Origin of the sequence: Paraburkholderia sp. Ac-20342, assembly GCF_017104985.1 — a bacterium.
Classification (GTDB): Bacteria; Pseudomonadota; Gammaproteobacteria; order Burkholderiales; family Burkholderiaceae; genus Paraburkholderia.
The window spans coordinates 13,264-37,517 of the sequence record NZ_JAAGPQ010000010.1; the positions used below are offsets into that span (position 1 = coordinate 13,264).

Here is a 24,254-nt window from a genome sequence, read left to right on the forward strand (position 1 = left end):
TCGAGCTTCAGCAATACCTTTTCTGCATCGTTAATCCGCGAGGGTATCGTGATCGACATCAAGCCGTTGCGCTACTTCGTGACGCTCGCCGAAACGCGTCATTTCGGCCGTGCCGCGGCGCGTCTGAATCTGTCGCAACCGCCGTTGAGCCGGCAACTCGCGGCGCTGGAGGCGAGCCTCGGCGTGAAGCTGATCGAGCGCAACCCGCGCAGCGTCACGTTGACCGCGGCCGGCGAACGCTTTTACGCCGACGCGCTCGCGATTCTCGCCTCGGTGGAGCAGGCGGTTAGCAATGCCCAGGCCGCCGCGCACGGCGAGGCCGGCAAGCTCGCGATCGGCTTCACGATGTGCTCGGCGTATAGCGTCGTGCCTGGCTACGCGCGCACGTTCGGCGCCGCGTATCCCGAGGTCGAGTTGAAGCTGCGCGAAGTGTTGTCGAACGACCTGGCCGAGCAACTGCACGCCGGTCAGATCGATGCGGCGATCATGTTTCCGAACGTGCCCGACAAGGGACTCGAAACGCGCACGATTCTCAGCGAGCCGCTGTGCGTGGCGCTTGCGCGCAGCCATCCGCGGGCGCGCGCGCGGCGCCTGAAGATCGGGCAGCTGGCGGGCGAGCCGTTCGTGCTCGCGTCGGAAGAAGTCGCGCCGAGTCTGCGCGCGACGATTCTCGACCATTGCCGCTCGGGCGGCTTCGAGCCGGACATCCGCTTCGAGGTGCAGTTGCAGCAGACGGTGCTGAGCCTCGTCGACGAAGGCGTGGGCGTCGCGCTCGTGCCTTCGTCGATGCGCAAGGCGCAGCTGGCGGGCGTGGTGTTCAGGCCGCTCGTCGATGCGCCGTTGATCGAGCAGGTGCTCGCGTGGTCGCCGGCGAATCGTAATCCGTGTCTGGTGAGGTTTCTGGAGATGGCGTGAGGAGGGCGTAGCTTTCTGCAAAAAACAGCGCGCCCCTACCCTGCCAAGCGTTGCCGTTCACTCCACCCACCACGCCCCATCAAACGTCCTTCCCACCCACTGCCCGCTGCTGCGCAATCAGATCCGCGAGCCGTGCAACCTGCTGCCCTTGCGCATCGAAGTTGCCCGCTTCGAGCCAGCGCGTATAACACGCACGCAACTGCGGCCATTCTTTATCGAGGATCGAAAACCACGCCGTATCGCGATTGCGTTCGCGATACACGATCGCCTGGCGGAAGATGCCCTCGAACGTAAATCCATAGCGCAACGCGGCCGCGCGCGACGGTTCGTTCAGCGAATCGCATTTCCACTCGAAGCGCCGATAGCCGAGCGTGCCAAACACTTCGCTCATCAGCAGGAACATCGCTTCGGTGGCGACGCGCGTGCGCTTCACGCGCGGCGAGTACGTGACGTGGCCGACTTCGATCACGCCGTTTGCCGAGTCGATGCGCATCAGCGCGAACGTGCCGACGGCCTTGCCGGTCGCGAGATCGATCAGCGCGTAATGGCGTGGGTCCGCCGACGCCGCCATGCGCGTCAGGTGCTCGCGATACCCGGCGAGACTGTCGAACGGACCGACCGCGAGATAGGTCCAGTCGCGGCTATCGGCGGCCGAGCTGTAGGCGTCGAACAGGTCCGCTGCGTGACGCTCGACGTCGACCGGTTCGATGCGGCAATAGCGGCCCGCCAGCGGTTCGCGGCGCGGGGGCTGCGCGCCTTGCCAGCCCGGCACGGGCGCGCCGATCGGCTGCGCGAACGCGTTGAGTCTCGGTTCCATGTCTGCTCTCCTTGTCGGATGAAATGAGTCGTCGATGATGGAGTACGATACGGCAAACGTGGCATGTTCAAAAGAGCCATGAAGCGCTTATTCGATAGGTCCAGCCAACGATGATCGAAATCATAGGTCCGCTTGTTCATGCGACGAACGCCGAGGGCGCGGCCAAACCCGCGTCGCTGCAAAAGCAGTTGATCGAGCGTTTGCAACAGGCGATTCTCACGGGCCGTTTGCCGGCCGGCTCGCTGCTGCCTTCGTCGCGTTTGCTTGCGACCGAAATGGGCGTGTCGCGCAACACGGTCGTGATCGCCTACGAGCATCTGGCCACGGTCGGCTACGTGTTTGCCGACCGCAAGGGTACGCGCGTAAGCCGGCTGTCGAACCTTGCCGCACGCGGCGCGGCACCGCTGCGTTCCGCCGCGTCCGAGGTCGCCTACGCGGCGCGTGTCGGCCAGTTCGCGGCGACGCGCGCGCCCACCGAAGACAGCTATGCGCTGACGCCCGGCACGCCCGCGCTCGACCGCTTTCCGCTCGCCGCGTGGCGGCGCGCGCTCGAACGTGCGATGGAGCGCTCGTTGCCGCTCGCGCTCGGCTACGGCTCGCCGGCCGGCGAACCGGCGCTGCGCGACGCGATTGCCGCGCATCTGCGCGTCGCGCGCGGCGTGCGTTGCGATGGCACGCAGGTCGTCATTACCGAGGGCGCGCAAGAGGCGCTGAACCTGTGCGTGCGCCTCTTCACGAATCCCGGCGACGTCGCGTGGGTCGAAGACCCCGGTTATCGCGGCGCGAAGGCCGCCTTCAATCTCGGCGATCTGCGCACGGTGCCGATTCCCGTCGATGGCGAAGGCATGGCCGTGCCCGCCGACGCGTGGGGCGCGCATCCGCCGAAGCTCGTCTACACGTCGCCTGCGCATCAGTATCCGACCGGGGCGGTGCTGTCGGTGGCGCGGCGGCTGGAGCTGATCGCGCAGGCGCGGCGCTGCGGCGCGTGGATCATCGAAGACGACTACGACGGCGAATTCCGTCACACCGGCGAGCCGATCGCGAGCATGCAGGGTCTGGTCGATGACGCGCCGGTGCTCTATGTCGGCTCATTCAGCAAGACGATGTTTCCGGCGCTGCGGATCGGCTTCGTTGTGCTGTCGCGCACGATTGCCGACGAGACTGCCGTCGCGTTGCAGGAGATGCTGCGCGGCGGGCATCGGCTGGAGCAACTTGCGCTTGCGCATTTCATCGGGAGTGGCGAGTTCGGGCGGCATCTCGGACGCATGCGGCGCTTGTATCGCGAGCGGCAGCAGGCGCTGCGCGATGCGCTCGCGGTGCATTTCGTGTCGCGTTTTGCGATGGATTCCGAGGCCTATGCCGCCGCGCACGCGGCGCCGCGTGCCGCGCCGGCGCAGATTCTCGGTGGCGATTGCGGTATGCATCTGACGCTGCGCTTGCCGGCGCGGCTGTGCGATCGGACGCTCGTCGAGCGCGCGCGGGCCGAAGGGCTCAATCCGCGGGCCTTGTCGGGCTTTGCGTTGCATGCGTCCGAGGACACGAATGGAATCGTGATCGGGTATGGCGATACGCCTGCCGAGCAGTTGGGGCCTGCGATTCGGGTGCTGGCGGCGTTGGCCGGGGAGATTGAAGCTGAGGCGGTTGAGGTCGAGTCGGTGGAAGCGGCGCGAACGGTGGCGAAAGGGATGGCGAAACGTGCCGTTAAAAGTACGGCTGGAAGTGCGGGGCAAGGCGTGTCGAAATCGCGCGTTAAGGTGACGCCGGAAGCCGGGCCCAAAGCGAGGCCAGAGGCCGGGCCCAATGCGAGGCTTGAAGCAAAGCCTAAAGCGGGCTCAAAAGCGAAGCCCAAACCCCGCCGGGCTACCCCTTCGCGTCCGTAAGTTTTACGTCTGTCCGCGCGGCCCATGTCGCGCTATCGTGTTGCTTATGCGGGGCGGGTTCGCCATGTCGATGTTCCCGCCCCGCATGCCACGTCCGGCCCACGGCCTGCCGCGCCGCAACATCGCGCGCGGCACATCGCGAGTCGCCACGGACATGGGTATCAAGAATGCCCTGGTTATGCTTATCTTTGACGTTCTATCCGACCGGAGACGACATGAAGGAAATCGAACCGACCCCGTGGTTTGAGCTTGCCGACCATAGCCCCGTCCGCGAAGGGTGGTACGAGGTGCGGTTGACGAGCGGCGACACGGCGTTTGCCAAATTCGGCAACGGCATCTGGACCGAGAAGCCGTTGCTCGTGTTCACGCACTGGCGCGGGCTGTCCGCCGATCCCTCGAAAGCGGCCGACGGTGCAGCCGAATCGATCGGCGCCGAGGTTGCCGCGGCCGAAGGCGTGCGCGCCGCGTGGAATGTGTTCTTCCCCGGGCTCGGGGACGAGCAGCACAAGCCGCTCGATGCGCTGCCGAATGGGAAGGCGCCGCATTGAGCGTGCGAGCCTCGGTGTTTCGCCGCGTGTATGAACCGGCGAAGCGGCGAGGGCCACGCATCATGGAACGTTCGACGTTCATCGGCGGCACCCCCCCGCGCCGCCGATGAACGCACGCACCGCACACCGCCACGCCGTCACCGCGCTCGCACCCGCATCACCCGCGCCGCTACAATTCCCTTCAGTCCTCCGACGCATACCCCAAGCCCCTCAAGCATGAATGCCACCCGAAACCCCGTCGACCTGCCGCGCGCCACACAACTGCTCAATCACGGACCGGTCACGATCATCACGAGCGCGCACGGCGGCCGCTCGAACGTCATGGCGGCGTCGTGGGCGATGCCGCTCGATTTCAATCCGCCGAAGGTGGTGGTCGTGGTGGATAGCCGCACGCTGACGCGCCAATTGATCGAAGCGAGCGGCGTATTCGGCCTGCAACTGCCGAGCCGCGGATTCGCCGCGCAAACGCTTGCGGTCGGCACGAACGCGGGCACCGAACTCGACAAGTTTTCCGCGTTCGGCCTCGCAACCTTTCCCGCGCAAAAGATCGACGTGCCGATGCTGGCCGGCTGCATCACGTGGATGGAATGCAAGGTGATTCCCGACGATAGCCAGCGGCACGATCTGATCATCGGCGAAGTGGTGGCCGCGTATGCGGACAGCCGCGTGTACTCGAACAACCGCTGGCATTTCGGCGACGATCCCGACCTGCGTACCTGTCACTACGTGGCGGGCGGCACGTTCTTCGCGACTGGCGATGCGTTCGAAGTGACGCCGGTGAGCGCGGCGTCGGCGCAGCCGGAGTGAGCGCGCGAGGCGGCTCGCTGAGGTGAGGCCGCCTCGCGCGCAGAAACTTCCCCGCTTTCTGTTCGAGCAGCGCGACGAGTTCGGGCTGCATGAGCGCATAGTGATCGGGAATATCGAGGCACACCACTTTTTTGCCGTTCAGGCACGCACGAAATTTCGCCGCGAGCCGCGCGCGATGCGCCTTTTCCATCACGAAGACGATGTCGGCCCAGCGCAACTGCTCGGGAGAAAGCAGTACATCGGCATCGGCGGCGAGACCCGCCGAATCCGTTTCGACACCAGGCCAACTGGCGAACACCTGCTCCGCAGTCGGACTGCGCAGACGGTTCTTGCCGCAGACAAACAACGCGCGTATCACGATGGCAGCGAGTGCTTAGCAATGGCGAAGCGCATGCGGCTTATGTATTCGACTCGACGTCGCTCTCGGCGAACGCCTTGAGCGCATCGCCCGCGAGACGGTAACGGACCCATTCGCTTTGCGGGGCCGCGCCGATCGACTTGTAGAAACCGATGGCCGGCTCGTTCCAGTCGAGCACGCTCCATTCGAAACGGCCGCAGCCGGTATCGCAGGCGATCTGCGCGAGATGACGCAGCAGCTGTTTGCCCGCGCCGCTGCCGCGCGATGCCGGTGACACGTAGAGGTCTTCGAGATAAAGCCCCTGCCTGCCGAGCCATGTCGAATACGAAAAGAAGTACACGCAAAAGCCGACAGGCTCGCCATTCATTTCGCAGATGAGCGCTTTGGCGGGAACGCCCGCGGAAAACAGGCTCGTTTCGATGTCTTTGACGGTGGCGACGACTTCGTGCTCGGCTTTCTCGTACACTGCGAGTTCGGTGATGAAGCGAAGGATCAGGGCGGCGTCGGCGGCGGTGGCGGGGCGGATCTGGATGGTCAAGGTTGGGGCTCGATGAGTTGTTTGAGGGATCGTGGGTACATCGTAGCGTTTAATGTGTCGTTGTGGCGAGCGTGTCGTGATTGCGCTGGCCATGACGATTGACGTACCGGATCGAATTCGTTTACTGTTGCTCCATGAACTTCCACTCTCTTCTCCTTTCAGCCGTCACCACCACGACGACCACCTTCACAGGCGGGTCGTCTGGAGATTGCGCGCGCTAGCAGGAAGTACGGAAGTAGAGCAGCAGTGGCAAATCCCCAAAGGCCCCGCCGGAAACGGACGGGGCCTTTGGCGTTTCGGGTCTCTCCGTTTGCGGCATCCCTCGTGGTAATCGTGACATTCGAACCGACGGAGCATGACCGTGAACGACATCGACCATCGTGTACTTGGCAATAAGCTCGATCTTTTTCATCAACAAGAAGAAGGCGCCGGAATGGTTTTCTGGCACCCGCGCGGCTGGACGCTATATCGCGTGCTTGAAGATTATGTGCGGGCACGCATGCGTCGCGCGGGCTTTCGCGAGATTCGCACGCCGCAATTGCTGGCGCGCTCGCTGTGGGAAAAGAGCGGCCACTGGGAGAAGTTCGGCGGCGCGATGTATTCGCTCGCCGATGCCGAAGAAGGGCGCGCGCTCTGCCTGAAACCGATGAGTTGTCCGTGCCATGTGCAGGTTTTCAATCAGCGCGTGCGTTCGTATCGCGAGTTGCCGGTGCGCTATAGCGAGTTCGGCGCGTGTCATCGCGATGAGCCCTCGGGGGCGCTCGAAGGTTTGAAGCGCACGCGCGCGTTCGTGCAGGACGATGCGCATGTGTTCTGCGCGGCCGCGCATATCGAGGCGGAAGTGGGGCACTTCTGCGCGCTATTGCGCGAGGTGTACGCGGATCTCGGCTTCCCGGAGTTCAAGGTTGTATTGGCGACGCGGCCCGCGTCGCGTGCCGGCAGCGAGCAGACGTGGGATCGCGCGGAAGAAGCGTTGGCGAATGCCGCGCGAGCGGCGGGACTCGAATTCGATGTACTCGAAGGAGAGGGCGCTTTTTACGGGCCGAAACTCGAATTTCATTTGACGGATAGCCGCGCGCACAGTTGGCAATGCGGCACGATCCAGCTCGATTTCGTGTTGCCTGAGCGGCTCGATGCGGAGTTCGTCAATGAGCGCAATGAACGCGAGCGGCCTGTGATGATTCATCACGCGGTACTCGGCAGTATGGAGCGGTTCATTGCGATGCTGCTCGAGCATGATGAAGGATGGTTGCCGGTTTGGTTGGCGCCAGAGCAGGTTGCAGTTGCGACGATTAGCGATGCGAGTTTGGGGTATGCGGAGGAGGCTTTTCGCGCGCTTGAAGATGTGGGCGTGCGGGCGGTACTCGATGGACGGCCGGAGCGGTTGGAGAAGAAGATCGTGGATGCGCGGGGGATGAGGGTGCCGGTTTTGGTGGTGGGGTCGCGTGATGAGCGGGATCGGACGATGAGTGTTCGGTGGCGGGATGGGAGGAGGGAGGTGTTTGCGGTGGGGGAGGGGGTGGAGTGTTTGAGGGGGGATGGGGGTGGTGCCTTTGAGGGTGAGGTAGACGGGAGATGTCGATGACGGTTTGTTACGTGTGGCTGCATATATAAGTATTATCGACTGAATCCGCAGTCGGTTGCAGTCTTCCGTACGCTGAGCGTGATAATTCGACAAGCTAAGATAGAGCTAGGTCTGAATGACTGCAACAACGATCAATCGGCCACGGATTTGTGTCCGAATCTGCTGATTAGCGGCGAAGTGTTTTCCGCTTGGGGGCGCCTGTTCCCTTCTGTCCAACCAAACATTTAACTTTCGAGATAGAAGAAAACCAAGGTTCCTTGTTTTATACTTACCCAATCGCTGGGAAACACCCGGCGATCAGGTTTAGCAGCCTGAACGTTGCGTCCGCACTCCCGCCCAGGTGGGAGTGCGTTTACCTCTGCACGTCTATATTCCAATGGGCGGGCTGTGGTGGGGGAGCCGCAAGGCTCGCCGGTTTGACGCAACGCCGGTCTGCTAACCCTGCCACGTGCCCGCTCACCCCTTCCTCAAAAAATCGGTTGTCCGGGCGCCCCCATGAAGCAACAGGGAGATCGCACAATGACCAGGTCCGTCAAAAGTCAACCAGCTTCGCGTCCGCCCGTCGACGCACTCCAGTACGAAAAGCTCGCTCTTTCCGCATTCGATCTGTGCGACCGGCAGGTGGCTCAAATGGATACGCTCATCACACTCGTATCGTCAATATGTAGTAATCCTGCCATTACGCGCGACGAAAGACGGCGTCGTCAGAAGCTTCTCGAATTGCTTCTGGACACAGCGGAGCAGTATCAAATGGAACTCGAATTCGACCGCGAACTGTTCCAGGTGATCGCGCTCGATGCGAAGGGTGTCCCGCGCAGCCGCATCACCGCACAGCATGCGACGAACTTGCTGACCGAGGCATCGCAGAGAGCGAAAGCGCCTATCGCTTGTGCAAAAGGATCGCGCGGCAGGAATGCATCCGCGAAAACCACGGTCACGTTGACTGCGGACGCCGCACAACAACCGATAACCGGCCCACACTAGACGATCGCATCAGGCCGAAGCAGATCGAATCAAATCGCGCAAAGCCGATGAGCGCCAAAGCAATTCCTTAGTACAACGGAGCCGATGGTAGTAATCGCTACGATCGGCTCCGCACGTGCTGCGCATAATCGACAAGGCCATGCGAGCGTCTGACGCCGCAAGTATCCGTACATCGCCACCCAACAAGCCACACCCGAAGCTCACGTCGAAAATAAACGCAGAAGAAGCCCCACCCAACCGCCTCAATCATCCGGCAACGCCGACTTACTCCGCCGCTTGGGCGGCTTCGGCTCTACCCCCACACGCGGATCGCGTGCCAGCACGAGCGCCCTCATTTTCTCCACAGTGCCTTCAAACGCCGGATCATCCTGCAGCACATAAAGCCATTTCCCGAGCACCGGATGCGGCCGCAACGCGGGTATATCGGCGATGAGTGCGGCATGGCGTTCGTGCGATGTACAGACCAGCAGACCATTCCAGGGTTTGTTGCGATCGGCGGCGATCAGACACAACAGGCCGTCGATATAAGCGGCGTCGCAGCCGAACATCCGCCGGCGGACGTAGGTCGGATCGCGCTCGAATGCGTCGAAGATCCAGAGGAGCGAATTGCTGATCGAAGAAGGCATCGGCGGAAAGTCTCTAGTGAAGGAGGCGAAGCCAAGTTTACGCAAATTCGCGGGGCTCGGCAGCGGCACCGATCGGCAATCGAGCAAGCGCGGCTAGGTATGATGTGCCCAACCTCGGCGACCATATCGGAACTCGCACAAACCAGACCATGCAAGCTCACACCGACGCCACCACTGCCTATACGAAGCGTTTCGACGCCGTCCTCGCCTATATCGATGCGAATCTCGAGGGCGATCTGTCGGTCGACGCGCTGAGTCGCATCGCGAACTTCTCGAAGTTTCATTTTCATCGACAGTTCGCCGCGTATGTCGGCGTGCCGGTCGCGCGCTACGTGCAGCTGATGCGCTTGCGTCGAGCGGCCCGCCGCCTCGCCACGCAAGCGTCCTGCTCGGTGCTCGATGCCGCGTTCGACGCGGGCTTCGACAGTCCCGAAGCCTTCAGCCGCGCGTTCAAGCGTGTGTTCGGCGCGGCGCCGAGCGCGTTTCGGCGGCATCCGAAATGGCATGTCTGGAGTGCGAATTTCGTTGTTCCCTATCTTTCAAGGAAGCTGACCATGCAAGTGCAAATTGTCGATTTTGCTGAAACCCGCGTTGCCGCGCTCGAACATTGCGGCGCGCCAGGACTTGTCAACGAGAGCGTGCGCAAGTTTATCGACTGGCGTATGCAAAGCGGACAATCGCCGGTATCGTCGAGCAGGACTTTCGGCATCCCGCACAATAACCCGGATACGACGCCGGCCGAGGCGTTCCGTTTCGATATCTGCGGAGAGATCGGCGAAGCGGTCGCGCCGAATGACTATGGTGTGCGCGAACTGCTGATTCCGGGCGGCCGGTGCGCGGTGGTGCGGCATACGGGATCGACTGACCATATCGGCGAGACGATCTATCCGATCTATCGCGACTGGCTTCCTTCGAGTGGAGAGGAGTTGCGGGATCATCCGCTGTTCTTTCAGTACCTTAGTGTGTATCCGGAGACGCCGTTGGATCAGTGGCAGACGGATATTTATATTCCGTTGGTGTGAGGGGCGGAGCCGACCTTGACGGGTCGGCTTCGATATTTTTCAAATTCTCGGTAAGTAGTTTAGGTGCTGCTCGAAGGAAAATTTCTATCACTTCGCCATGTTGTCTGTTTCAATAGGTTTGGGATCGAAGGCCAGCGACGAAAGACAATTCGGATTGCGCTCCTTGAAGCTGAAAGACAGATCCCCCCAATGGAGCGAGGTTGTGTATGAGGTGACTTCATCGAGTGATCTGCCGCGCGGACGGTCCGTAACTCTGAGGCTGCGGTAATGCGCGCGCACCATATCGAGCGTAATACAGCTACCGCTAAGGTTAAGCACGAGAAAACCGGGGTGTCCTGCCCGATACCGGATACGTAAATCTACATTGCTGATTACAACATCGTCAGCCAGATTGACCGGTCCGCCTGTGTAGAACTGAAATGCGGTGTTCTGAATAGGGCTCTTGCTGTTATCTTTCACGACAAGATGAGTCGCGAGGACGTTCTCAATCTTATCTGTGGTGAAGGGAGCCTGTTGCGTTAGCGTATCGATAGCCTGCCATAGCGTCCTCGACGATTGCGTCGTCCGCGAATCCTTTTCGTACTGTCCAGTGGTCGATCCACATCCGGCAAACCAGATTGTCAGGCTGAACATGGCAATCGTCTTGAACGAGCTATGTGAGCAGAGCGGATTTCTATAATTAAAAAACATCTGGTAAGTACGTTAGGATTGAGCTCAAGGGTAAATTTCTCTATTGTGCAATGTTGTCCGCATCGTACTTCGGGTTGAGGACAACATATGCCAAGCAATTGCGATTACGTTCCAGGAACCCGAACGACAGTTTTCCCCATTCCAGGAAAGCCGAATACGATGTGGCCTCATCGAGCGAATGCCCATGAGGGTGTTCGGTGATTCTAAGGTCGCGATAGTGCTCTCGAACGGCATCGAGAGTGGTGCAACTGCCACCAAGATTGAGTACGAGAAAACCGGGGTGCCCAGGACGGTGCCGGATGCGTAAATCTACGTTACTGATAGTGATGCCATCCGCTAACCTGACGGGGCTACCTGTGTAGAACTGGAATGCAGTGTTCTGAATCGGGTTCTTGCTGGTATCTCCCTTGACGAGATGAGTCGAGAGGGTGTTCTCAACCTTGTTTCTGCTAAATGGGATTTGCTGCGCTAGCGTATCAATAGCTATCCACAATGTCATAGATGGTTGCGCGACCTGTGAATCCATCCGGTGTGATTCAACTGTTTGAACGCATCCAGCGGACAATATTGTCAAGCCGAGTACGGTAAGTGTCGTGAGAAAGATGGTTGAAAAACGAATGAACATTAGCAATACCGGCTTCTCGTAGTTCAGTTAGCTTGCGTCAATCGCAGAGATTGACGACGAAGTTCAGCGTAAAGCAGATATCGACCTCGTTAAATCAGATTGCAGGTACATTTCCTGTGCTGAAGGCGGACCTCTATCGACGAGTTGCCGAAGGCCATGCGCAGTTCTTGATTCATGTTGACTCTATGTTGAGTTCATCGAACTCAACGGCAACTTCTAGGACAACTGTTGAAGGGACGTATACAACGTGTTCGGCGTGTCGACCTAGTCTTCTTTGCTGGTCGCGAGCGTATCGACGTACCGGTCGTGACATCGGCCGAATTGTTCCAATGCTTTTACGATTGCCATATGGTTTTGCCTTGGAGAATCTTGAGCGCTGGTTTGGGCTCCGGTGCACCGCTTAAAGCGTAAGAGCGACTCGCTCATACGCGAGGCAGGCCGTGTTCCCAACCCCGCGTTTTGCCATGGTTGCTCACTTCATCATGTTGCCCGCTTCGATAGGCTTGGGATCAAAAGACAATGACGAAAGACAATTTGGATTGCGCTCCAGAAAACTAAATGACAATCTCCCCCACGATGGGAAGGTCGAGTATCCTGTAAAGGCATACGTTGAATCGGGGCGAGGTGGATATGTTAGTTTGAGGTCACTATAGTGTGAACGTACCTCATCAAGACTGACACATCTCCCCTTCATGTTGAGTACAAGAAAGCCAGGATGTCCTGCCTTGCGCCGGATACGTAAATCCACGTTGCTGATTACAGCACCATCAGTCAGATTGACGGGACCGCCTATATAGAACAGAAATGCCGTGTTCTGAATAGGACTCTCACTGGTATCCTTCTCAGCAAGATGAGCCGATAGTACGTTTTCGACATTATTTTTGCTAAATGGAATATGCTGAGCGAGTGCATCGATGGTTTGCCACAGTGTCATAGATGTTTGCATAATTTGAGAATTTTCCCTGTGGTCTTGGGTCATTTTTGCACACCCAGTGAGCCCAATTGCGAGGCAAAGCATTGCAGACGTCCAGAACAAATTATCTGAACGGGTGGGAATTTTCATACCAGCTTCCATAGTAGTCGACGTAGGTCTGTCGTGTGTTCGAGGTGGTTTCGTTGCCGAATGCAGCTCCGATTGCATCCAGACAGGCAGCAGTGTTCCCATCTTTCAGGAACTGATCATAAGCTTGACTGTAGGCAGCATGGTTGACTCCAAGTATTCCGATGTCTGGACCACCGTGTTCAAGAATTTCGCGTTCAGTCCGAATATTGTTCATGGTCGCGGCCGCCTCGTCCTTTAGCGTTCCGCTTACGTAAGCGGCTTTTGATGAGTAATCTGGTTTGTACGAGTACATCGCATGCCCAACTTCGTGGGAGAGGGTTTCTGTCAATGTCCTGGGATTATTTTTGAGAGTAGAGTCTAGCCAGATAAAGCTATTTGATCGATCGGTATCTGAGCCTTTGCCCGCCTCTCTATAGTTTATCTGCCACCCCGCATCCCCCAACTTCTTCAAATCCGCCTGCAAACCCGGAGACATGCCAACCAGTTTGTCAACATCTTCACCCACTTCGTTAGCCATAAAATCAGCCACAGGCGATGGTGCCACCGGACCACGCGACGCATTGCCGTAGGATGTGACAGCACGCGAGATGGAAAGAGCCACGGCCTGTTCTTCAGGCACAGCGGATCTTCCTCTCCCCATCACCTGCTCACGCCTCCTCCGCGCGTTCTCGATGTACCGACCAACTGCCTCCCGCGGAGGAATAAAAATCATCTGACCGCTTCTGAGTTTCGCATGTACTGCCCGGGCGACCTCATGATGGCTCATCATATGGATACGCAATGTGTAATCGCTGCTTCCCAACAGATGCCGCAGGCGGTGCATGTCCGCGCAACTCGTCGTCCACGAATCAGGATCGAACCACTTCACGAAGTCTTCGTGCGCAATTCTCAATACCTCCTTTATTTCATCCCGTTCCTCGCGCGTAAGCTGCTTGCGGTCCCAAATCACCCAGGAATCGAAGGAGAAGTCCGACTTCTCGTATATGTACAAAGTTTCTCGTCTGAAAAACATTAGGAATCCAGTGCGTATGCCTGAATCGAAGCGCAGATCGTATCAGATAGAAGCACGCTAAAAAAATAGCGTTGAACGCAAACCTTTACAAACTGTTAAACCTGTCCGAATATTGATGCGGTATCGAATGCCGGTCACTACGTCGAGAATCAGATTCGGCATCCAGAACTTCGCGACATAAAGCCGAATAAGGTCACAGCTGTGATTCAACCTCGAATAAGAATCTCACCAGCAAAAAACCACACGCACGAGTATTGGCAATCCGCTTGGGTTATCCTGTCGAGCATCGAGTCGACATTCACTATCAGGACTAAATCAGCCCGAAAACCCGGTATAACGCAGTCGGATGTACCATTCGAGGGTTCTCCTTGGAATTCCCCTAAGCAACCCGAATCCCTCGTTCATCCGTCTTTAACGCGGCCAGCCGCCAGGAACATCCACCGAACCCACGGAGGTACCGACGTGAAATACCACACGCTATTACTGCCGCTCGCTCTAGCCGCCTGCGCGCATTCGCCTGAAGCGACGAATCCGGCTCCATCATCGTCCGCCTCGTCCGCCGCTGTGGCGAGCACGACATCGACCAGCGGCACGACCATCCTCGGGCAGTACCATTGGCAACTTAACAACGCGATCGACAGCCAGGGTACGCACATCGACGCGCTGTTCGTGAGACCGGACCAACCGCTGCAACTGGACTTCAGCGCTGACCGGCTGAACGTGGTGAATAGCTGCAATAACCTGGGCGCCGCGTACAGCATCCGGAAAGGCCGCATGCAAATCGGCTCGATGGCGAGCACGATGATGGCCTGCGCCGATCCAAATCTCGCCGCACTCGACGACGCCATTTCGCAGCGCCTGCGCGGTAGCGTCAGCGTGAACCTGCTGGCTCGCGGCAATGTGCCCAGCCTGCAACTGGTCATGGATAACGGTGATACGCTGAGCTTTACCGGTGTGCCCACCGCGCAAACACGCTTTGGCGGTCCCGGCGAAACGGCCTTCCTCGAAGTGGCCCCGCAGACCGTGCCATGCAACCATCCGCTGATTCCGAACAGGCAATGTCTGCTGGTGCGCGAACGCCACTTCGACGAGCAGGGTTTGCCCACCGGCAAGCCTGGCGAATGGCAGCCACTGAACCAGGATATCGAGGGTTATTCGCATGCGCCGGGCATTCGCAACGTGCTGCGCGTGAAGCGCTTTACTGTCAATAACCCGCCCGCCGATGGGGCGTCGGTCGCTTACGTGCTGGACATCGTCGTGGAGTCGGAAAAAGTCGAGCAGTAGCGCCATTCATATCAGGGAAATCCGCATGGAACTGTTATCCGTCGCTATCTTTGCAGGTGCATTGCTGCTCAACGCGGCGACTCCCGGCCCGAGCGTCGTCGCACTGGTCTCGCGCGTTATCGCGAGAGGATGGCGCGGTGTGATTCCTTTCGTCGCGGCGATGTGGATCGGCGAGGTGATCTGGCTCAGCATGGCAATGGCCGGGCTCACGATGTTGGCTCAAACCTTCCAGTTCATCTTTCACGCGATCAGATGGCTTGGCTGTGCTTACCTGTGTTGGCTCGCAATCCGGATGTGGCGGCAACCCGCAACGGAAGCAGAAGATACGCTGCCGCGCCAATCTTCCTCGCTATCGATGTTCGGTGCGGGCATGGCGGTTACCTTGGGTAATCCGAAGATCATGGTCTTCTATATTGCCTTACTGCCGGCGTTGATCGATCTCCCGTCGGTGGGTGTGCGGCAGTGGGCGATGCTTGCGTCGGTTACTCTCGTGACGTTGGCCGCGATCGACCTGAGCTGGATATTGTTGGCCCATAAGGCGCGCTTTATTCTGCGCACGCCTCGCGCGGTTCGCTTTGCCAATCGTGTTGGCGCATGTGCGCTCGGTGGTGCGGCGGCGGCTATTGCGAGCCGCGATTGAGCACGTCATAACTAAGTGGGCCACGCCAATGCAAACCGAAATCAGAAACGCGACGTTACAAGATCTTCCCATCGTGCGGCGAATCACCGAACGTGCCTATGCGGTGTGGTTACCGGTTCTCGGCTTCCACCCACAGCCCGTTACGGAAGATCACGCACCACGCATCGCGCGTGGTGAGGTGACGTTGGCGTGTGTGCATGGCGAAGTCGCGGGCCTTATCGTCGTCGAATCTGGCGATGCATATGATCTGATTTTCAATGTCGCGGTAGACCCCGATCATGCCGGCAAGGGAATCGGCGCTCGCCTGATTGCGGAGGCCGAGCGGCGCGCCAAAGCGAACGGCAAGTCGAGCATGAAGCTCTACACGAATGCATTGATGAGCAGAAACATCGCGCTCTATTCGAAACTCGGCTATGTTGAAACAGGGCGACGGCCGCACCCGTCGCGCACCAATTCCACAATCGTCGATATGGCGAAAGAACTTTGATCTGACGGCGCGATTTCTTTTCAACCGCATTCTGTTATGCGAGTGACGGGCGGTGAATTCAGTAGTTCTCTGTCGCCGTTGTATTGTCCGCGCCGCGCGAATGTTCTGTAGAAGAGGTGGCCGCAGTCGAATCAGACGCAGGTCCGGAGTCCAACTGAGAGGCCGCTTCAGCACCACCCGCCTGCCCCGGCCTCAACAACAAGCCACCCAGCACACCAGCCGTAGCCGCAAAAACCGCTCCAAACAGAAATGCCGCGTGATACCCGCTATTGAGCGCGGCCGCCGCGCTCGCCGTGGCCTGCATCGCTTCACTGCGCGCCGCGGCGAGACTCGCGAGCACCGCGAGTCCAAGCGCTCCGCCCATCATGAAAGACGTGTTGACGATACCCGATGCGAGACCCGAGTCGGCCGCATCGACGTCGCTCATCGCGGCAAGCAGCAGCGGATTGAACGCGATGCCCGCGCCGAAGCCGAGCAGGATCATGCCGGGCAGCACGTCGGGCACGAAGCCGCCGTCCACGGGCGCACGCGCGAATAGCGCGAGGCCGCACGCGGCGACGAGCAGGCCAACCGCGAGCGGACGACGTAGCCCGAAGCGCATCACGACGCGCGCCGAGAGTCCGAGAGAGAAAAATCCCATGATCAGGTTGGCGGGCAGAAATGCGAGCCCGACCTGCAACGGCCGGTAGCCGAGCACGCGTTGCAGGTACAGCGCGGAGATGAAGAACCACGCGAACATCGCCGCGGCCCACAAGACGCCGACCACGTTGGCGGTCGCGACATTGCGCAGACGCAGGAGACCGAGCGGCATCAACGGATGCTCGACTTTCGCTTCGATCGCAGGGAACGCGCCGAGTAGCGCGAGCGCGGCGCATAGCAGGCCGAGCGTTTGCAGCGAGGCCCAGCCCGCTTCGTTGCCGTTCACGACCGCGTAGACGGCAAGCATCAGCGATACGGTGACGGTGACCGCACCGGCCACGTCGAGCCGCTCGCCGTGCGCGTGTCCGCGTGCGGCGGGCAGCAGCGCGAGGCACAGTGCATACACGGCGATGCCGATCGGCAGATTGACGAGGAAGATCCAGTGCCAGCTCAAGAGGTTCGTCAGCAAGCCGCCGAGCAGCACGCCGATGCTGCCGCCGCCCGCGCAGACGAAGCCGTACACGCCCATCGCTTTCGCGCGTTCGCCGGGTTCGGTGAACAGATTCATGATTAGCGACAGCGATACCGCCGAGACGATCGCCCCGCCCAAGCCCTGCACGGCGCGCGCGGCGACCAGCAGCACTTGCGAGTTCGCCATGCCGCACGCGAGCGAAGCGAGCGTGAAGAGCGTAATGCCGCTGAGAAACAGCTTGCGATGTCCGTATAGATCGCCGAGCCGTCCGCCGAGCAGCAGGCAGCCGCCGAACGTGAGCATGTACGCGTTGACGACCCACACGAGCGAGGTTTCGCTAAAGCCGAGGTCGGCCGCGATGGAAGGCAGCGCGACGTTCACGATGGTAGTGTCCAGCACGATCATCAGTACGCCGAGGCATAGAACGATTAGCGCGAGCCAGCGTTGTCGGCCGTGAATGGCATGGGTCATGCGGGCGCTCCTGTGGCGCGGTGGATCGGGTTTGCAGCGAGTCGGCCGGGGGCTGTCGGATGCCGGACGGGGCTGCGAGCAGGGGTAATGCGTCGGCGGTCGTAGTTTGGCGATATTTGCTGGCCAGGTTCAAAGGGCCGAACCCTGCGGTCGTTTGTCGATTGTAAGGGGATGGTCGAGTCTAGCCTGATGAGTTATGCGACACAACTACGAAATGATGGGCGGGGTGTCGGGGTGATTGCGGAGGGAGAATGCTACGCTTGCCGCCGTGTTCGAGTACACGCTTCGCGCTCGTACTGTCAATGTTGACGCATCGTTATTGATGCGAGAGGTCGCCACAATAGATGGGAATTTTCAGCGTATTCCGATTGTGGCAGATTGCTTTATTCGTCGAGAATCGGCTGGAGTGGAAGGTAAGACTTTCCGCTTCGGCATTTCAATGTCGGAAGTTCCGTGAACAATCAAGACGACCAATCCATAACGAAGTCCACTTATGAAATTAAGCTCTCTGGCAAAGTGGTGGATACCCATATTCCTGTTCGGGTTCGTCATTCTCCGACTCGCCACCCACACGACCGACCTCAGTGCGAGCGAATGCATTAGACGCATGTCCGAAAACCGCCACTACATCGCAGAGCGATGCCTGCTTCAATGGAGAGGCGGCAACAATCCGGACTACGTCGGCCGAGTCTACGACGCCGGCTCAGGCGAGTTACTCGTGCGCAGAACCTTCAGCACGCCAGTTCCCGAACTGGTTTGGCTGAATAACGACGCGGTTTCTTTTTCTCGTGGCGGCGACAACACATCGTTTGTGAAGCTGCCGCCGTCGCTTTATGACCGGCTCGACGCGAAACTTTCCTTGCGCGTGTTCTGAGTCAAGTAACAGCGACGTCGGCGGCCACCACTCACACCTTCGACTTCCCACCCATCAACCGATTCGAAGGCAACGTTTCATCGAGCAACTTCCGCGCACTCTCGATTCCCGCCACCGGCAACCCCTCAGGATCAAGCAATCCCACCTGCACGAGCACCGAAGCCTGATCCCAATAGATGTGCTCGTTATAGAGCTTGTCGCCGCGGAAGCACACCACCGCGAGCATCGGCACTTCGAAGTACTTGCCGGTCGGCGCAACGCCCGGCAGCAGCCAGTCGATTTCGCAGCTATGCGTGCAACTGAAAATGAATTCGTCGACAATGCGGTCCGCGCCGATCGTGCGCGAAATCGGAATCAGCCTGGTATCGGGCGGATTCGAGTTGACGAAGTGATGCGTGTAGAAGCGTTTGAGATTGTCGTGGCCGACACCGCCCGTCATCGTTGGCACATGATTGACATACGGTTGCGCGACCATCGTCGGCATGACCGCATCGACGTCGCGCGTCGCGAACTCGTGATAGCAATGCGCTTCCCACAGCGCGTTGAGATCGTAGACGGGGCCGAGCACCTTGCGCAGCAGCGCGAGCGTGCGCGAGTACGCCATCATTGCGGCGGGCTTGTCGTATTGCTTGCGCGCCGGCGCCGCGAATGCATGATCGCAGCCGGGGTACAGGTATTGCTCGATGTGCGGCCGCGTGCGCAATGCCGCGCCGATGCGCTCGCGCGTTTCAGGTGGGCAATGCGCGTCGTTCTCGGGGAAGTGAAACACCATCGGGCAGTGGATCGACGGCACTTCGTTCAGATGGGCGTCGAGGCCCACGCCGTAGTAACTGACCGCACAGTCGACGTCGGTGCGCGCTGCGGCGAGAAACGCGAGCTTGCCGCCGAGGCAGTAGCCGACTACGCCGACCTTACCCGCCTGTTCGGGCAGCCCGCGTAACGTGGCGATGGTGGCGGCGATGTCCTTGACCGCGAGGTCGGCGTCGAACTGGCCGAGATAGCCGAGCGCCTGTTGCATGTCGGTCTCGCCGTAACCGAGGTCGATGCCCGGCTTGATGCGCCAGAACAGGTCCGGCACGAGCACGACGTAACCTTCTTCAGCGTAGCGGTCGGCGGTCGCTTTCATCGAGTCGTTGACGCCGAAAATTTCCTGCGGCAGCACGAGCCCGGGGCCGGAGCCCTGCGCGGGCCGCGCGACATAAGCGTTGAAACAGCCGCCGTCTTCGGCGACGACTTCGATGAAAGAGCCTGTCATGCGATTTCGATCCCATGAAGTGGGTTACGTCATCGTACGCAACTCGAAACGTTTGAGCTTGCCGGTTTCGGTGCGCGGCAGTGCGCCGACGAAAGTGATGACACGGGGATATTTATAAGGCGCCACGCTATTCTTCACGAAATCCTGTAGTTGCGCGACCGTTTTGTCATCGGCGGTATAGCCGGGGTTCAGCACGACGAATGCCTTGACGATCTGTCCGCGCGTTTCGTCGGGGATGCCGATCACGCCGCATTCGGCCACCGCTTCATGTTGCAGCAGCACGCTTTCCACTTCGGGTCCGGAGATGTTGTAGCCGGCCGAGACGATCATGTCGTCGGCGCGCGCCTGGTAGAACACGTAGCCGTCCGTGTCGAGATAGACCGAATCGCCGGGCAGATTCCAGCCGTCGCGCACGAAGCGCAGTTGCCGGTCGTCGGCGAGATAGCGGCAACCGGTCGGGCCACGCACCGCGAGCTTGCCGATCGTGCCGGGCGGCACCGGCCGCATGTCGTCGTCTACCGCTTGCACGACGTAGCCGGGCACCGCGCGGCCGATCGCGTTCGCGCGAATCTCGTCGCCCTGCGCCGCAATGAAAATATGGATCAGCTCGGTGCCGCCGATGCCGTCGATCATGTCGATCCCGGTCGCGTCATGCCATAGCCGGCGTGTCGAATCGGGCAGCGCTTCGCCGGCCGACACGGTTTTCTTCAGCGTCGACACGTTGTGTTGCGCGACGAGCGGCGCCATTTGCCGATAAAAAGTCGGTGCCGTGAACATGACCGTTGCGCCGAAACGTTCGACGAGCACGAGCAGCGTTTCGGGCGTGAGCTTTTCGACGAGCACCGTCGAGGCGCCGACGCGCAGCGGAAAGCACAGCAATCCGCCGAGGCCGAACGTAAACGCGAGCGGCGGCGTACCGCAGAAGATGTCGTTCGAAGACGGCTTCAGCACATGGCGCGGAAACAGATCGCACATCGCGATCACGTCGCGATGGAAATGCATGCAGCCCTTCGGCGCGCCGGTCGTGCCGCTCGTGAACGCGATCAGGCAGACGTCGTCGGCGGCTGTATCGCATGCGGTGAAGTGCGCGGGCTTGCTGGCCGCGAGCGTGTCGAGCGAATCGGCGGAGTCGTCGTGAAAGCGGCGCGTTTGCGTGAGCGTCGGGCAGTAGAACTCGTCGGCGGGATCGGTGCAGCGCGCGAGTTCGCCGGTCAGGCGCGCATCGCATAGCGCGGCGCTGATCCGCGCTTTTACGATAATCTGCTTCAGTTCTTTCGCGCGCAGCAGCGGCATGGTCGGCACGACGACGAGCCCGGCCTTCAGCGCCGCGAACATCGCCACGGCCATCTGCAAGGTATTCGGTCCGCGCAGCAGCACGCGGTTGCCCGGCTGCAAACCCATTTCATCGACGAGCACATGGGCGCTGCGATTCACGAGCGCGAGCAGTTCGCCGTAGGTCGTCGCGTGCGGCTTGCCGTCCACGTCGGACCAGATGGCCGGCCGGTCGCGATAACCGGCCTCGATGGTCCGTTCGAGCAGTTCGGTCGCGCAGTTCAGCCGCGCTGGATAGTCCACGTCCGGGTTGTCGAGCAGAAAGACGGGCCATTGATCCTGCGGCGGAAGATTGTCGCGCGCGAAAGTATCGACGTGTGCCGACGGTTCCATCATGGTCTCCCGGTGTCGTTGAGCCGGTTAATGCACTGCGTTTGGCGTGTGGGGCGGCGCGGCTTTCAATGAGGAATCATGGCGGTGGCCTCGATCTCGACCTTGGCGCGATCCTCGATCAGCGCAACGACCTGCACCGCGCTCATCGCGATGTCGTAATCGCCGATCAGTTCGCGAAACGCGCGGCCGATGTCTTTCAGCGCCGCGAGGTATTCGCGCTTGTCGGTGACGTACCACGTCATGCGCACGAGGTGCTCGGGCTTGCCGCCCGCTTCGCGTAGCACGGCGAGCAGGTTCTTGATCGCCTGCACCGCTTGCGCGGCGAAGTCGTCAGTATGGAACTGGGCCTGTTCGTCCCAGCCGATCTGACCGGCGATGAACACCTGCGTGCCGGTGGCCGCGACGCCGTTCGCATAGCCGCGCGGTTTGATCCAGCCGGCGGGAAGGAGAGCTTTTTTCATGAGCGTTGCGCCTCGGTGCGCTTCGATGGATGGGACGATGGGGCGTATGCCGCGAGCGCGCTCGCGATGTCGTCGGGAATCCCGATGGATTTGCCGGTCTCGAACGACATCGTTACGAGCACCTGTTTCGCGCGAAAGCGCGTTTCGCCGTTGCAGTGACCGACGATGTCGAGGCCGATCGAACTGCGGCCGATCACGGTGACGCTCAGCGTCAGCGTGATCGTCTCGCCCATCTGGCTCGGCCGCGAGAATTCGCAATCGAGCTTGACGATCGGCAGGCCGATGCGGCGCTGGCCGATCATATGCGCGTAGTCGATCAGCAGGCCCTCGTTGAACCAGTCTTCGACAAGCGCATTGGTCATCACGAGATACTGCGGAAAGAACACGATGCCGGCCGGATCGCAGTGCGAAAAGCGGATGCGTACAGGTCTTTCGAACGAAGCGTTCATTGGGCGTGCTCCCCGGCGACGGCAACGGTGGCGGCGTGCGCTTTCAGCAGATCGCGGCCGACGATCAATTGCTGCACTTCGGTCGCGCCTTCGTAGATGCGCAGCGCGCGAATCTCGCGATATAGCATCTCGACCGCGGTGCCGCTTTGCACGCCCATGCCACCGTAAAGCTGCACGGCGGCGTCGATCACCTGCTGCGCGCCTTCGCTCGCGTGCCACTTCGCGAGCGCCGCTTCGCGCGTGACGTTCTCGCCCTGATCGCGCAGCCACGCGGCGCGATAGACGAGCAGCGCACTGCTGTCGATGGTCAGCGCCATTTGCGCGAGCTTCGCTTGCGTGAGCTGGAAGTCGCCGAGCGTCTGGCCGAACATCTTGCGCGACGACGCGCGTGCGAGACCCTCGGCCATCGCATGACGCGCGAAGCCGAGCGAGGCCGCCGCGACCGACGTGCGGAAAATATCGAGCGTGCGCATTGCGAGCTTGAAGCCTTCGCCGGGCACGCCGAGCATCTGGCTCTTCGGCACGCGCGCGTTCGTGAAGCGCAGGCGCGCGAGCGGATGCGGCGCGATCACGTCGATACGCTCGGCAATGTCGAGCCCCAGCGTATCGGCATCGACCACGAACGCGCTGATGCCGCGTGCGCCTGGTGCTTCGCCGGTGCGCGCGAACACGACGTAGAAGTCTGCGATGCCGCCGTTCGAGATCCACGTCTTCTCGCCGTCGAGCACGTAGGCGTCGCCGTCTTCGCGAGCGGCGAGCGCCATCGCGGCGACGTCGGAGCCCGCTTGCGGCTCCGACAACGCGAATGCGGCGATGGCCGTGCCGTTCGCGACGCGCGGCAGATAGCGCGACTTCTGCTCATGCGTGCCGCCGAGCGAGATCGCGCCCGAGCCGAGCCCTTGCATGGCGAGCGCGAAGTCCGCGAGACCGGAATGCTTCGCGAGCGTTTCGCGCAGCAGGCAGACGGCGCGCGTGTCGATCGTGTCGCCGTGGCCGCCGTATGCAACGCCGCCGACGCCGTATTTCAGCCAGCCCGCCGCGCCGAGTTCGCGCACGAGACGGCGGCAGGTCGCATCGGTATCCTGATGATCGTCATGCGCGAGATTGGCGCGGCACCATGCTTCGATGCCGGCGGCCAGTTCGCGATGACGCGGCTCGAAGAACGGCCACGCGAGTGCGCTGTGCATGTCGATCTTATGGTCCTGAGTGGCGGCGCTCAACTCAATCTCCTTCGAACACGGGGCGCGACTTCGCCGCGAACGCGTTGTACGCGCGCTCGAAATCGCGCGTGCTCATGCAGATCGCCTGCGCCTGTGCTTCCGATTCGATGGCTTCGTCGATGCTCATGCTCCATTCCTGGTGCAGCATCTTCTTCGTCATGCCGTGCGCGAAGGTCGGGCCCGCGGCGAGATCGGCGGCGAGCTTCTGTGCTTCTTCGAGCAGCGCGGCCGGTTCGCAGAGGCGGTTGTAGAAGCCCCACGCATGGCCTTCGTCGCCGCTTGCCGAGCGCCCCGTGAACAGCAGTTCGGCGGCGCGTCCCTGGCCGACGATGCGCGGCAGCATCGCGCAGGCGCCCATGTCGCAGCCCGCGAGGCCGACGCGCGTGAACAGGAACGCAAGCTTGCTGCGCGCGGTGGCGAGGCGCATGTCCGAGGCCATCGCGAGAATGGCGCCGGCGCCCGCGCAAACGCCGTCGATGGCGGCGATGATCGGCTGCGGGCAATGGCGCATGGCCTTGACGAGATCGCCGGTCATGCGCGTGAACAGCAGCAGTTCGGGCATCGGCAGATCGATCAGCGGCGCGATGATGTCGTGTACGTCGCCGCCGGAACAGAAGTTCTCGCCCGCGCCGTGCAGCACGACCGTCTTCACGTCGGTGGCGTAGGCGAGATGACGGAACAGGTCGCGCAACTCCGCATACGATTCGAACGTGAGCGGGTTCTTGCGCTCGGGGCGGTTCAGCGTGATCGTCGCGACTTTGCCCGTCACCGACCAGCCGAAGTGTTTCGCTTCGTATCCGGCGAGCGTGAGGCGGTTGCCGGCCAGCAGCGCGTCGGCGTTGGATCGTGTCATGTGTGTGTCCCCTG

General features: G+C 60.8%; 25 protein-coding genes and 1 pseudogene. 11 read left to right on the forward strand and 15 right to left on the reverse strand.

Annotated elements, in window-relative coordinates; all coding sequences use genetic code 11:
• Window positions 1-48 precede the first annotated feature (48 nt).
• Window positions 49-915 carry a LysR family transcriptional regulator gene (locus G3N58_RS05630; protein ID WP_205998715.1) on the forward strand — a complete coding sequence of 289 codons (867 nt, stop codon included), beginning with the start codon at window positions 49-51 and terminating at the stop codon, window positions 913-915.
• A 79-nt stretch (window positions 916-994) separates the two neighbouring features.
• Here G3N58_RS05630 and G3N58_RS05635 read toward each other — a convergent pair whose 3' ends face one another.
• A complete protein-coding gene (locus tag G3N58_RS05635; protein ID WP_205998716.1) occupies window positions 995-1,732 on the reverse strand; it encodes a GNAT family protein in 738 nt (245 codons plus the stop codon).
• Between the two features lie 110 nt (window positions 1,733-1,842).
• Between G3N58_RS05635 and G3N58_RS05640 the strand changes: the two genes are divergently transcribed.
• From G3N58_RS05640 to G3N58_RS05650, 3 genes are all read left to right on the forward strand, one after another.
• Complete coding sequence (locus G3N58_RS05640) at window positions 1,843-3,612, forward strand: PLP-dependent aminotransferase family protein (protein ID WP_205998717.1); 1,770 nt, start codon at window positions 1,843-1,845, stop codon at window positions 3,610-3,612.
• Between the two features lie 215 nt (window positions 3,613-3,827).
• Entirely contained in the window at window positions 3,828-4,160 is a 333-nt protein-coding gene (locus tag G3N58_RS05645; protein WP_167038719.1) for a hypothetical protein, read from the forward strand.
• A gap of 216 nt (window positions 4,161-4,376) precedes the next feature.
• On the forward strand, window positions 4,377-4,967 hold the full coding sequence (locus G3N58_RS05650) for a flavin reductase family protein (RefSeq protein ID WP_205989926.1): 591 nt from the start codon (window positions 4,377-4,379) through the stop codon (window positions 4,965-4,967).
• Window positions 4,968-5,001: 34 nt separating this feature from the next.
• Here the strand turns inward: G3N58_RS05650 and G3N58_RS34010 are convergent.
• Window positions 5,002-5,325, reverse strand: a pseudogene (locus tag G3N58_RS34010) (low molecular weight protein tyrosine phosphatase family protein); the annotation flags it as partial.
• A 40-nt stretch (window positions 5,326-5,365) separates the two neighbouring features.
• Window positions 5,366-5,863: a GNAT family N-acetyltransferase gene (locus G3N58_RS05655; RefSeq protein ID WP_205998718.1), complete on the reverse strand. Its 498-nt coding sequence runs from the start codon at window positions 5,861-5,863 to the stop codon at window positions 5,366-5,368.
• 361 nt (window positions 5,864-6,224) lie between these two features.
• Here G3N58_RS05655 and thrS point away from each other — a divergent pair, with 361 nt between their 5' ends.
• Both thrS and G3N58_RS05665 read left to right on the forward strand, forming a co-directional pair.
• The gene (gene thrS, locus G3N58_RS05660; RefSeq protein ID WP_205998719.1) at window positions 6,225-7,448 is read left to right on the forward strand and encodes a threonine--tRNA ligase; all 1,224 of its coding nucleotides are present in this window, start codon (window positions 6,225-6,227) and stop codon (window positions 7,446-7,448) included.
• Window positions 7,449-7,967: 519 nt separating this feature from the next.
• Window positions 7,968-8,432 carry a hypothetical protein gene (locus tag G3N58_RS05665; protein WP_205998720.1) on the forward strand — a complete coding sequence of 155 codons (465 nt, stop codon included), beginning with the start codon at window positions 7,968-7,970 and terminating at the stop codon, window positions 8,430-8,432.
• A gap of 242 nt (window positions 8,433-8,674) precedes the next feature.
• Here the strand turns inward: G3N58_RS05665 and G3N58_RS05670 are convergent, their stop codons facing one another.
• A complete protein-coding gene (locus tag G3N58_RS05670; RefSeq protein ID WP_205998721.1) occupies window positions 8,675-9,058 on the reverse strand; it encodes a hypothetical protein in 384 nt (127 codons plus the stop codon).
• 149 nt (window positions 9,059-9,207) lie between these two features.
• On the opposite strand from G3N58_RS05670, the gene G3N58_RS05675 reads away from it, so the two are divergent.
• Window positions 9,208-10,080: an AraC family transcriptional regulator gene (locus G3N58_RS05675; protein WP_205998722.1), complete on the forward strand. Its 873-nt coding sequence runs from the start codon at window positions 9,208-9,210 to the stop codon at window positions 10,078-10,080.
• Window positions 10,081-10,167: 87 nt separating this feature from the next.
• Here the strand turns inward: G3N58_RS05675 and G3N58_RS05680 are convergent, their stop codons facing one another.
• From G3N58_RS05680 to G3N58_RS05695, 4 genes are all read right to left on the reverse strand, one after another.
• A complete protein-coding gene (locus G3N58_RS05680; RefSeq protein ID WP_240158973.1) occupies window positions 10,168-10,713 on the reverse strand; it encodes a hypothetical protein in 546 nt (181 codons plus the stop codon).
• A 97-nt stretch (window positions 10,714-10,810) separates the two neighbouring features.
• Entirely contained in the window at window positions 10,811-11,296 is a 486-nt protein-coding gene (locus G3N58_RS05685) for a hypothetical protein (protein ID WP_241017006.1), read from the reverse strand.
• Between the two features lie 571 nt (window positions 11,297-11,867).
• Window positions 11,868-12,458 (reverse strand): hypothetical protein, encoded by a 591-nt coding sequence (locus G3N58_RS05690; RefSeq protein ID WP_241017007.1) that lies wholly within the window; start codon window positions 12,456-12,458, stop codon window positions 11,868-11,870.
• Window positions 12,433-13,449 (reverse strand): hypothetical protein, encoded by a 1,017-nt coding sequence (locus G3N58_RS05695; protein ID WP_205998723.1) that lies wholly within the window; start codon window positions 13,447-13,449, stop codon window positions 12,433-12,435. Before G3N58_RS05695 ends, G3N58_RS05690 begins: the two co-directional genes overlap by 26 nt.
• 483 nt (window positions 13,450-13,932) lie before the next feature.
• Here G3N58_RS05695 and G3N58_RS05700 point away from each other — a divergent pair, with 483 nt between their 5' ends.
• Genes G3N58_RS05700 through G3N58_RS05710 form a run of 3 tightly spaced genes read left to right on the forward strand, consistent with a single transcriptional unit; the run spans window position 13,933 to window position 15,881 of the window.
• A complete protein-coding gene (locus G3N58_RS05700) occupies window positions 13,933-14,754 on the forward strand; it encodes an META and DUF4377 domain-containing protein (RefSeq protein ID WP_205998724.1) in 822 nt (273 codons plus the stop codon).
• A gap of 25 nt (window positions 14,755-14,779) precedes the next feature.
• Window positions 14,780-15,394, forward strand: coding sequence for a LysE family translocator (locus G3N58_RS05705; RefSeq protein WP_205998725.1), 615 nt, complete (start codon window positions 14,780-14,782; stop codon window positions 15,392-15,394).
• Between the two features lie 28 nt (window positions 15,395-15,422).
• Window positions 15,423-15,881 carry an N-acetyltransferase gene (locus G3N58_RS05710; protein WP_205998726.1) on the forward strand — a complete coding sequence of 153 codons (459 nt, stop codon included), beginning with the start codon at window positions 15,423-15,425 and terminating at the stop codon, window positions 15,879-15,881.
• Between the two features lie 58 nt (window positions 15,882-15,939).
• Here the strand turns inward: G3N58_RS05710 and G3N58_RS05715 are convergent, their stop codons facing one another.
• Window positions 15,940-17,463, reverse strand: a complete 1,524-nt coding sequence (locus G3N58_RS05715; protein WP_205998727.1) for a DHA2 family efflux MFS transporter permease subunit — start codon at window positions 17,461-17,463, stop codon at window positions 15,940-15,942.
• Window positions 17,464-18,070: 607 nt separating this feature from the next.
• Between G3N58_RS05715 and G3N58_RS05720 the strand changes: the two genes are divergently transcribed.
• Complete coding sequence (locus G3N58_RS05720) at window positions 18,071-18,337, forward strand: hypothetical protein (RefSeq protein WP_167042827.1); 267 nt, start codon at window positions 18,071-18,073, stop codon at window positions 18,335-18,337.
• A 31-nt stretch (window positions 18,338-18,368) separates the two neighbouring features.
• Here the strand turns inward: G3N58_RS05720 and G3N58_RS05725 are convergent, their stop codons facing one another.
• The 6 genes from G3N58_RS05725 to G3N58_RS05750 all read right to left on the reverse strand — a co-directional run bounded on the left by G3N58_RS05725 (window position 18,369) and on the right by G3N58_RS05750 (window position 24,240).
• On the reverse strand, window positions 18,369-19,592 hold the full coding sequence (locus G3N58_RS05725; RefSeq protein ID WP_167042825.1) for a dienelactone hydrolase family protein: 1,224 nt from the start codon (window positions 19,590-19,592) through the stop codon (window positions 18,369-18,371).
• A gap of 24 nt (window positions 19,593-19,616) precedes the next feature.
• The gene (locus G3N58_RS05730) at window positions 19,617-21,257 is read right to left on the reverse strand and encodes an AMP-binding protein (protein WP_205998770.1); all 1,641 of its coding nucleotides are present in this window, start codon (window positions 21,255-21,257) and stop codon (window positions 19,617-19,619) included.
• A gap of 65 nt (window positions 21,258-21,322) precedes the next feature.
• Window positions 21,323-21,718 carry a RidA family protein gene (locus G3N58_RS05735; RefSeq protein ID WP_167042823.1) on the reverse strand — a complete coding sequence of 132 codons (396 nt, stop codon included), beginning with the start codon at window positions 21,716-21,718 and terminating at the stop codon, window positions 21,323-21,325.
• On the reverse strand, window positions 21,715-22,167 hold the full coding sequence (locus G3N58_RS05740) for a thioesterase family protein (protein WP_205998728.1): 453 nt from the start codon (window positions 22,165-22,167) through the stop codon (window positions 21,715-21,717). The genes G3N58_RS05735 and G3N58_RS05740 overlap by 4 nt, the downstream gene beginning before the upstream one ends.
• On the reverse strand, window positions 22,164-23,354 hold the full coding sequence (locus tag G3N58_RS05745) for an acyl-CoA dehydrogenase family protein (RefSeq protein WP_205998771.1): 1,191 nt from the start codon (window positions 23,352-23,354) through the stop codon (window positions 22,164-22,166). Before G3N58_RS05745 ends, G3N58_RS05740 begins: the two co-directional genes overlap by 4 nt.
• A 34-nt stretch (window positions 23,355-23,388) precedes the next feature.
• Window positions 23,389-24,240, reverse strand: a complete 852-nt coding sequence (locus tag G3N58_RS05750; protein ID WP_205998729.1) for an enoyl-CoA hydratase family protein — start codon at window positions 24,238-24,240, stop codon at window positions 23,389-23,391.
• Between the last annotated feature and the right edge of the window lie 14 nt (window positions 24,241-24,254).

What these genes read in the sequence shown, in the direction of transcription:
- G3N58_RS05635 (WP_205998716.1), bottom strand. Translation starts at nt 1,732, where the DNA reads ATGGAACCGAGACTCAACGCGTTCGCGCAGCCGATCGGCGCGCCCGTG.
- G3N58_RS05640 (WP_205998717.1), top strand. Translation starts at nt 1,843, where the DNA reads ATGATCGAAATCATAGGTCCGCTTGTTCATGCGACGAACGCCGAGGGC.
- G3N58_RS05645 (WP_167038719.1), top strand. Translation starts at nt 3,828, where the DNA reads ATGAAGGAAATCGAACCGACCCCGTGGTTTGAGCTTGCCGACCATAGC.
- G3N58_RS05650 (WP_205989926.1), top strand. Translation starts at nt 4,377, where the DNA reads ATGAATGCCACCCGAAACCCCGTCGACCTGCCGCGCGCCACACAACTG.
- G3N58_RS05665 (WP_205998720.1), top strand. Translation starts at nt 7,968, where the DNA reads ATGACCAGGTCCGTCAAAAGTCAACCAGCTTCGCGTCCGCCCGTCGAC.
- G3N58_RS05670 (WP_205998721.1), bottom strand. Translation starts at nt 9,058, where the DNA reads ATGCCTTCTTCGATCAGCAATTCGCTCCTCTGGATCTTCGACGCATTC.
- G3N58_RS05675 (WP_205998722.1), top strand. Translation starts at nt 9,208, where the DNA reads ATGCAAGCTCACACCGACGCCACCACTGCCTATACGAAGCGTTTCGAC.
- G3N58_RS05680 (WP_240158973.1), bottom strand. Translation starts at nt 10,713, where the DNA reads ATGTTCAGCCTGACAATCTGGTTTGCCGGATGTGGATCGACCACTGGA.
- G3N58_RS05685 (WP_241017006.1), bottom strand. Translation starts at nt 11,296, where the DNA reads ATGGATTCACAGGTCGCGCAACCATCTATGACATTGTGGATAGCTATT.
- G3N58_RS05690 (WP_241017007.1), bottom strand. Translation starts at nt 12,458, where the DNA reads ATGAAAATTCCCACCCGTTCAGATAATTTGTTCTGGACGTCTGCAATG.
- G3N58_RS05705 (WP_205998725.1), top strand. Translation starts at nt 14,780, where the DNA reads ATGGAACTGTTATCCGTCGCTATCTTTGCAGGTGCATTGCTGCTCAAC.
- G3N58_RS05710 (WP_205998726.1), top strand. Translation starts at nt 15,423, where the DNA reads ATGCAAACCGAAATCAGAAACGCGACGTTACAAGATCTTCCCATCGTG.
- G3N58_RS05715 (WP_205998727.1), bottom strand. Translation starts at nt 17,463, where the DNA reads ATGACCCATGCCATTCACGGCCGACAACGCTGGCTCGCGCTAATCGTT.
- G3N58_RS05720 (WP_167042827.1), top strand. Translation starts at nt 18,071, where the DNA reads ATGTCCGAAAACCGCCACTACATCGCAGAGCGATGCCTGCTTCAATGG.
- G3N58_RS05725 (WP_167042825.1), bottom strand. Translation starts at nt 19,592, where the DNA reads ATGACAGGCTCTTTCATCGAAGTCGTCGCCGAAGACGGCGGCTGTTTC.
- G3N58_RS05730 (WP_205998770.1), bottom strand. Translation starts at nt 21,257, where the DNA reads ATGGAACCGTCGGCACACGTCGATACTTTCGCGCGCGACAATCTTCCG.
- G3N58_RS05735 (WP_167042823.1), bottom strand. Translation starts at nt 21,718, where the DNA reads ATGAAAAAAGCTCTCCTTCCCGCCGGCTGGATCAAACCGCGCGGCTAT.
- G3N58_RS05740 (WP_205998728.1), bottom strand. Translation starts at nt 22,167, where the DNA reads ATGAACGCTTCGTTCGAAAGACCTGTACGCATCCGCTTTTCGCACTGC.
- G3N58_RS05745 (WP_205998771.1), bottom strand. Translation starts at nt 23,354, where the DNA reads ATGCACAGCGCACTCGCGTGGCCGTTCTTCGAGCCGCGTCATCGCGAA.
- G3N58_RS05750 (WP_205998729.1), bottom strand. Translation starts at nt 24,240, where the DNA reads ATGACACGATCCAACGCCGACGCGCTGCTGGCCGGCAACCGCCTCACG.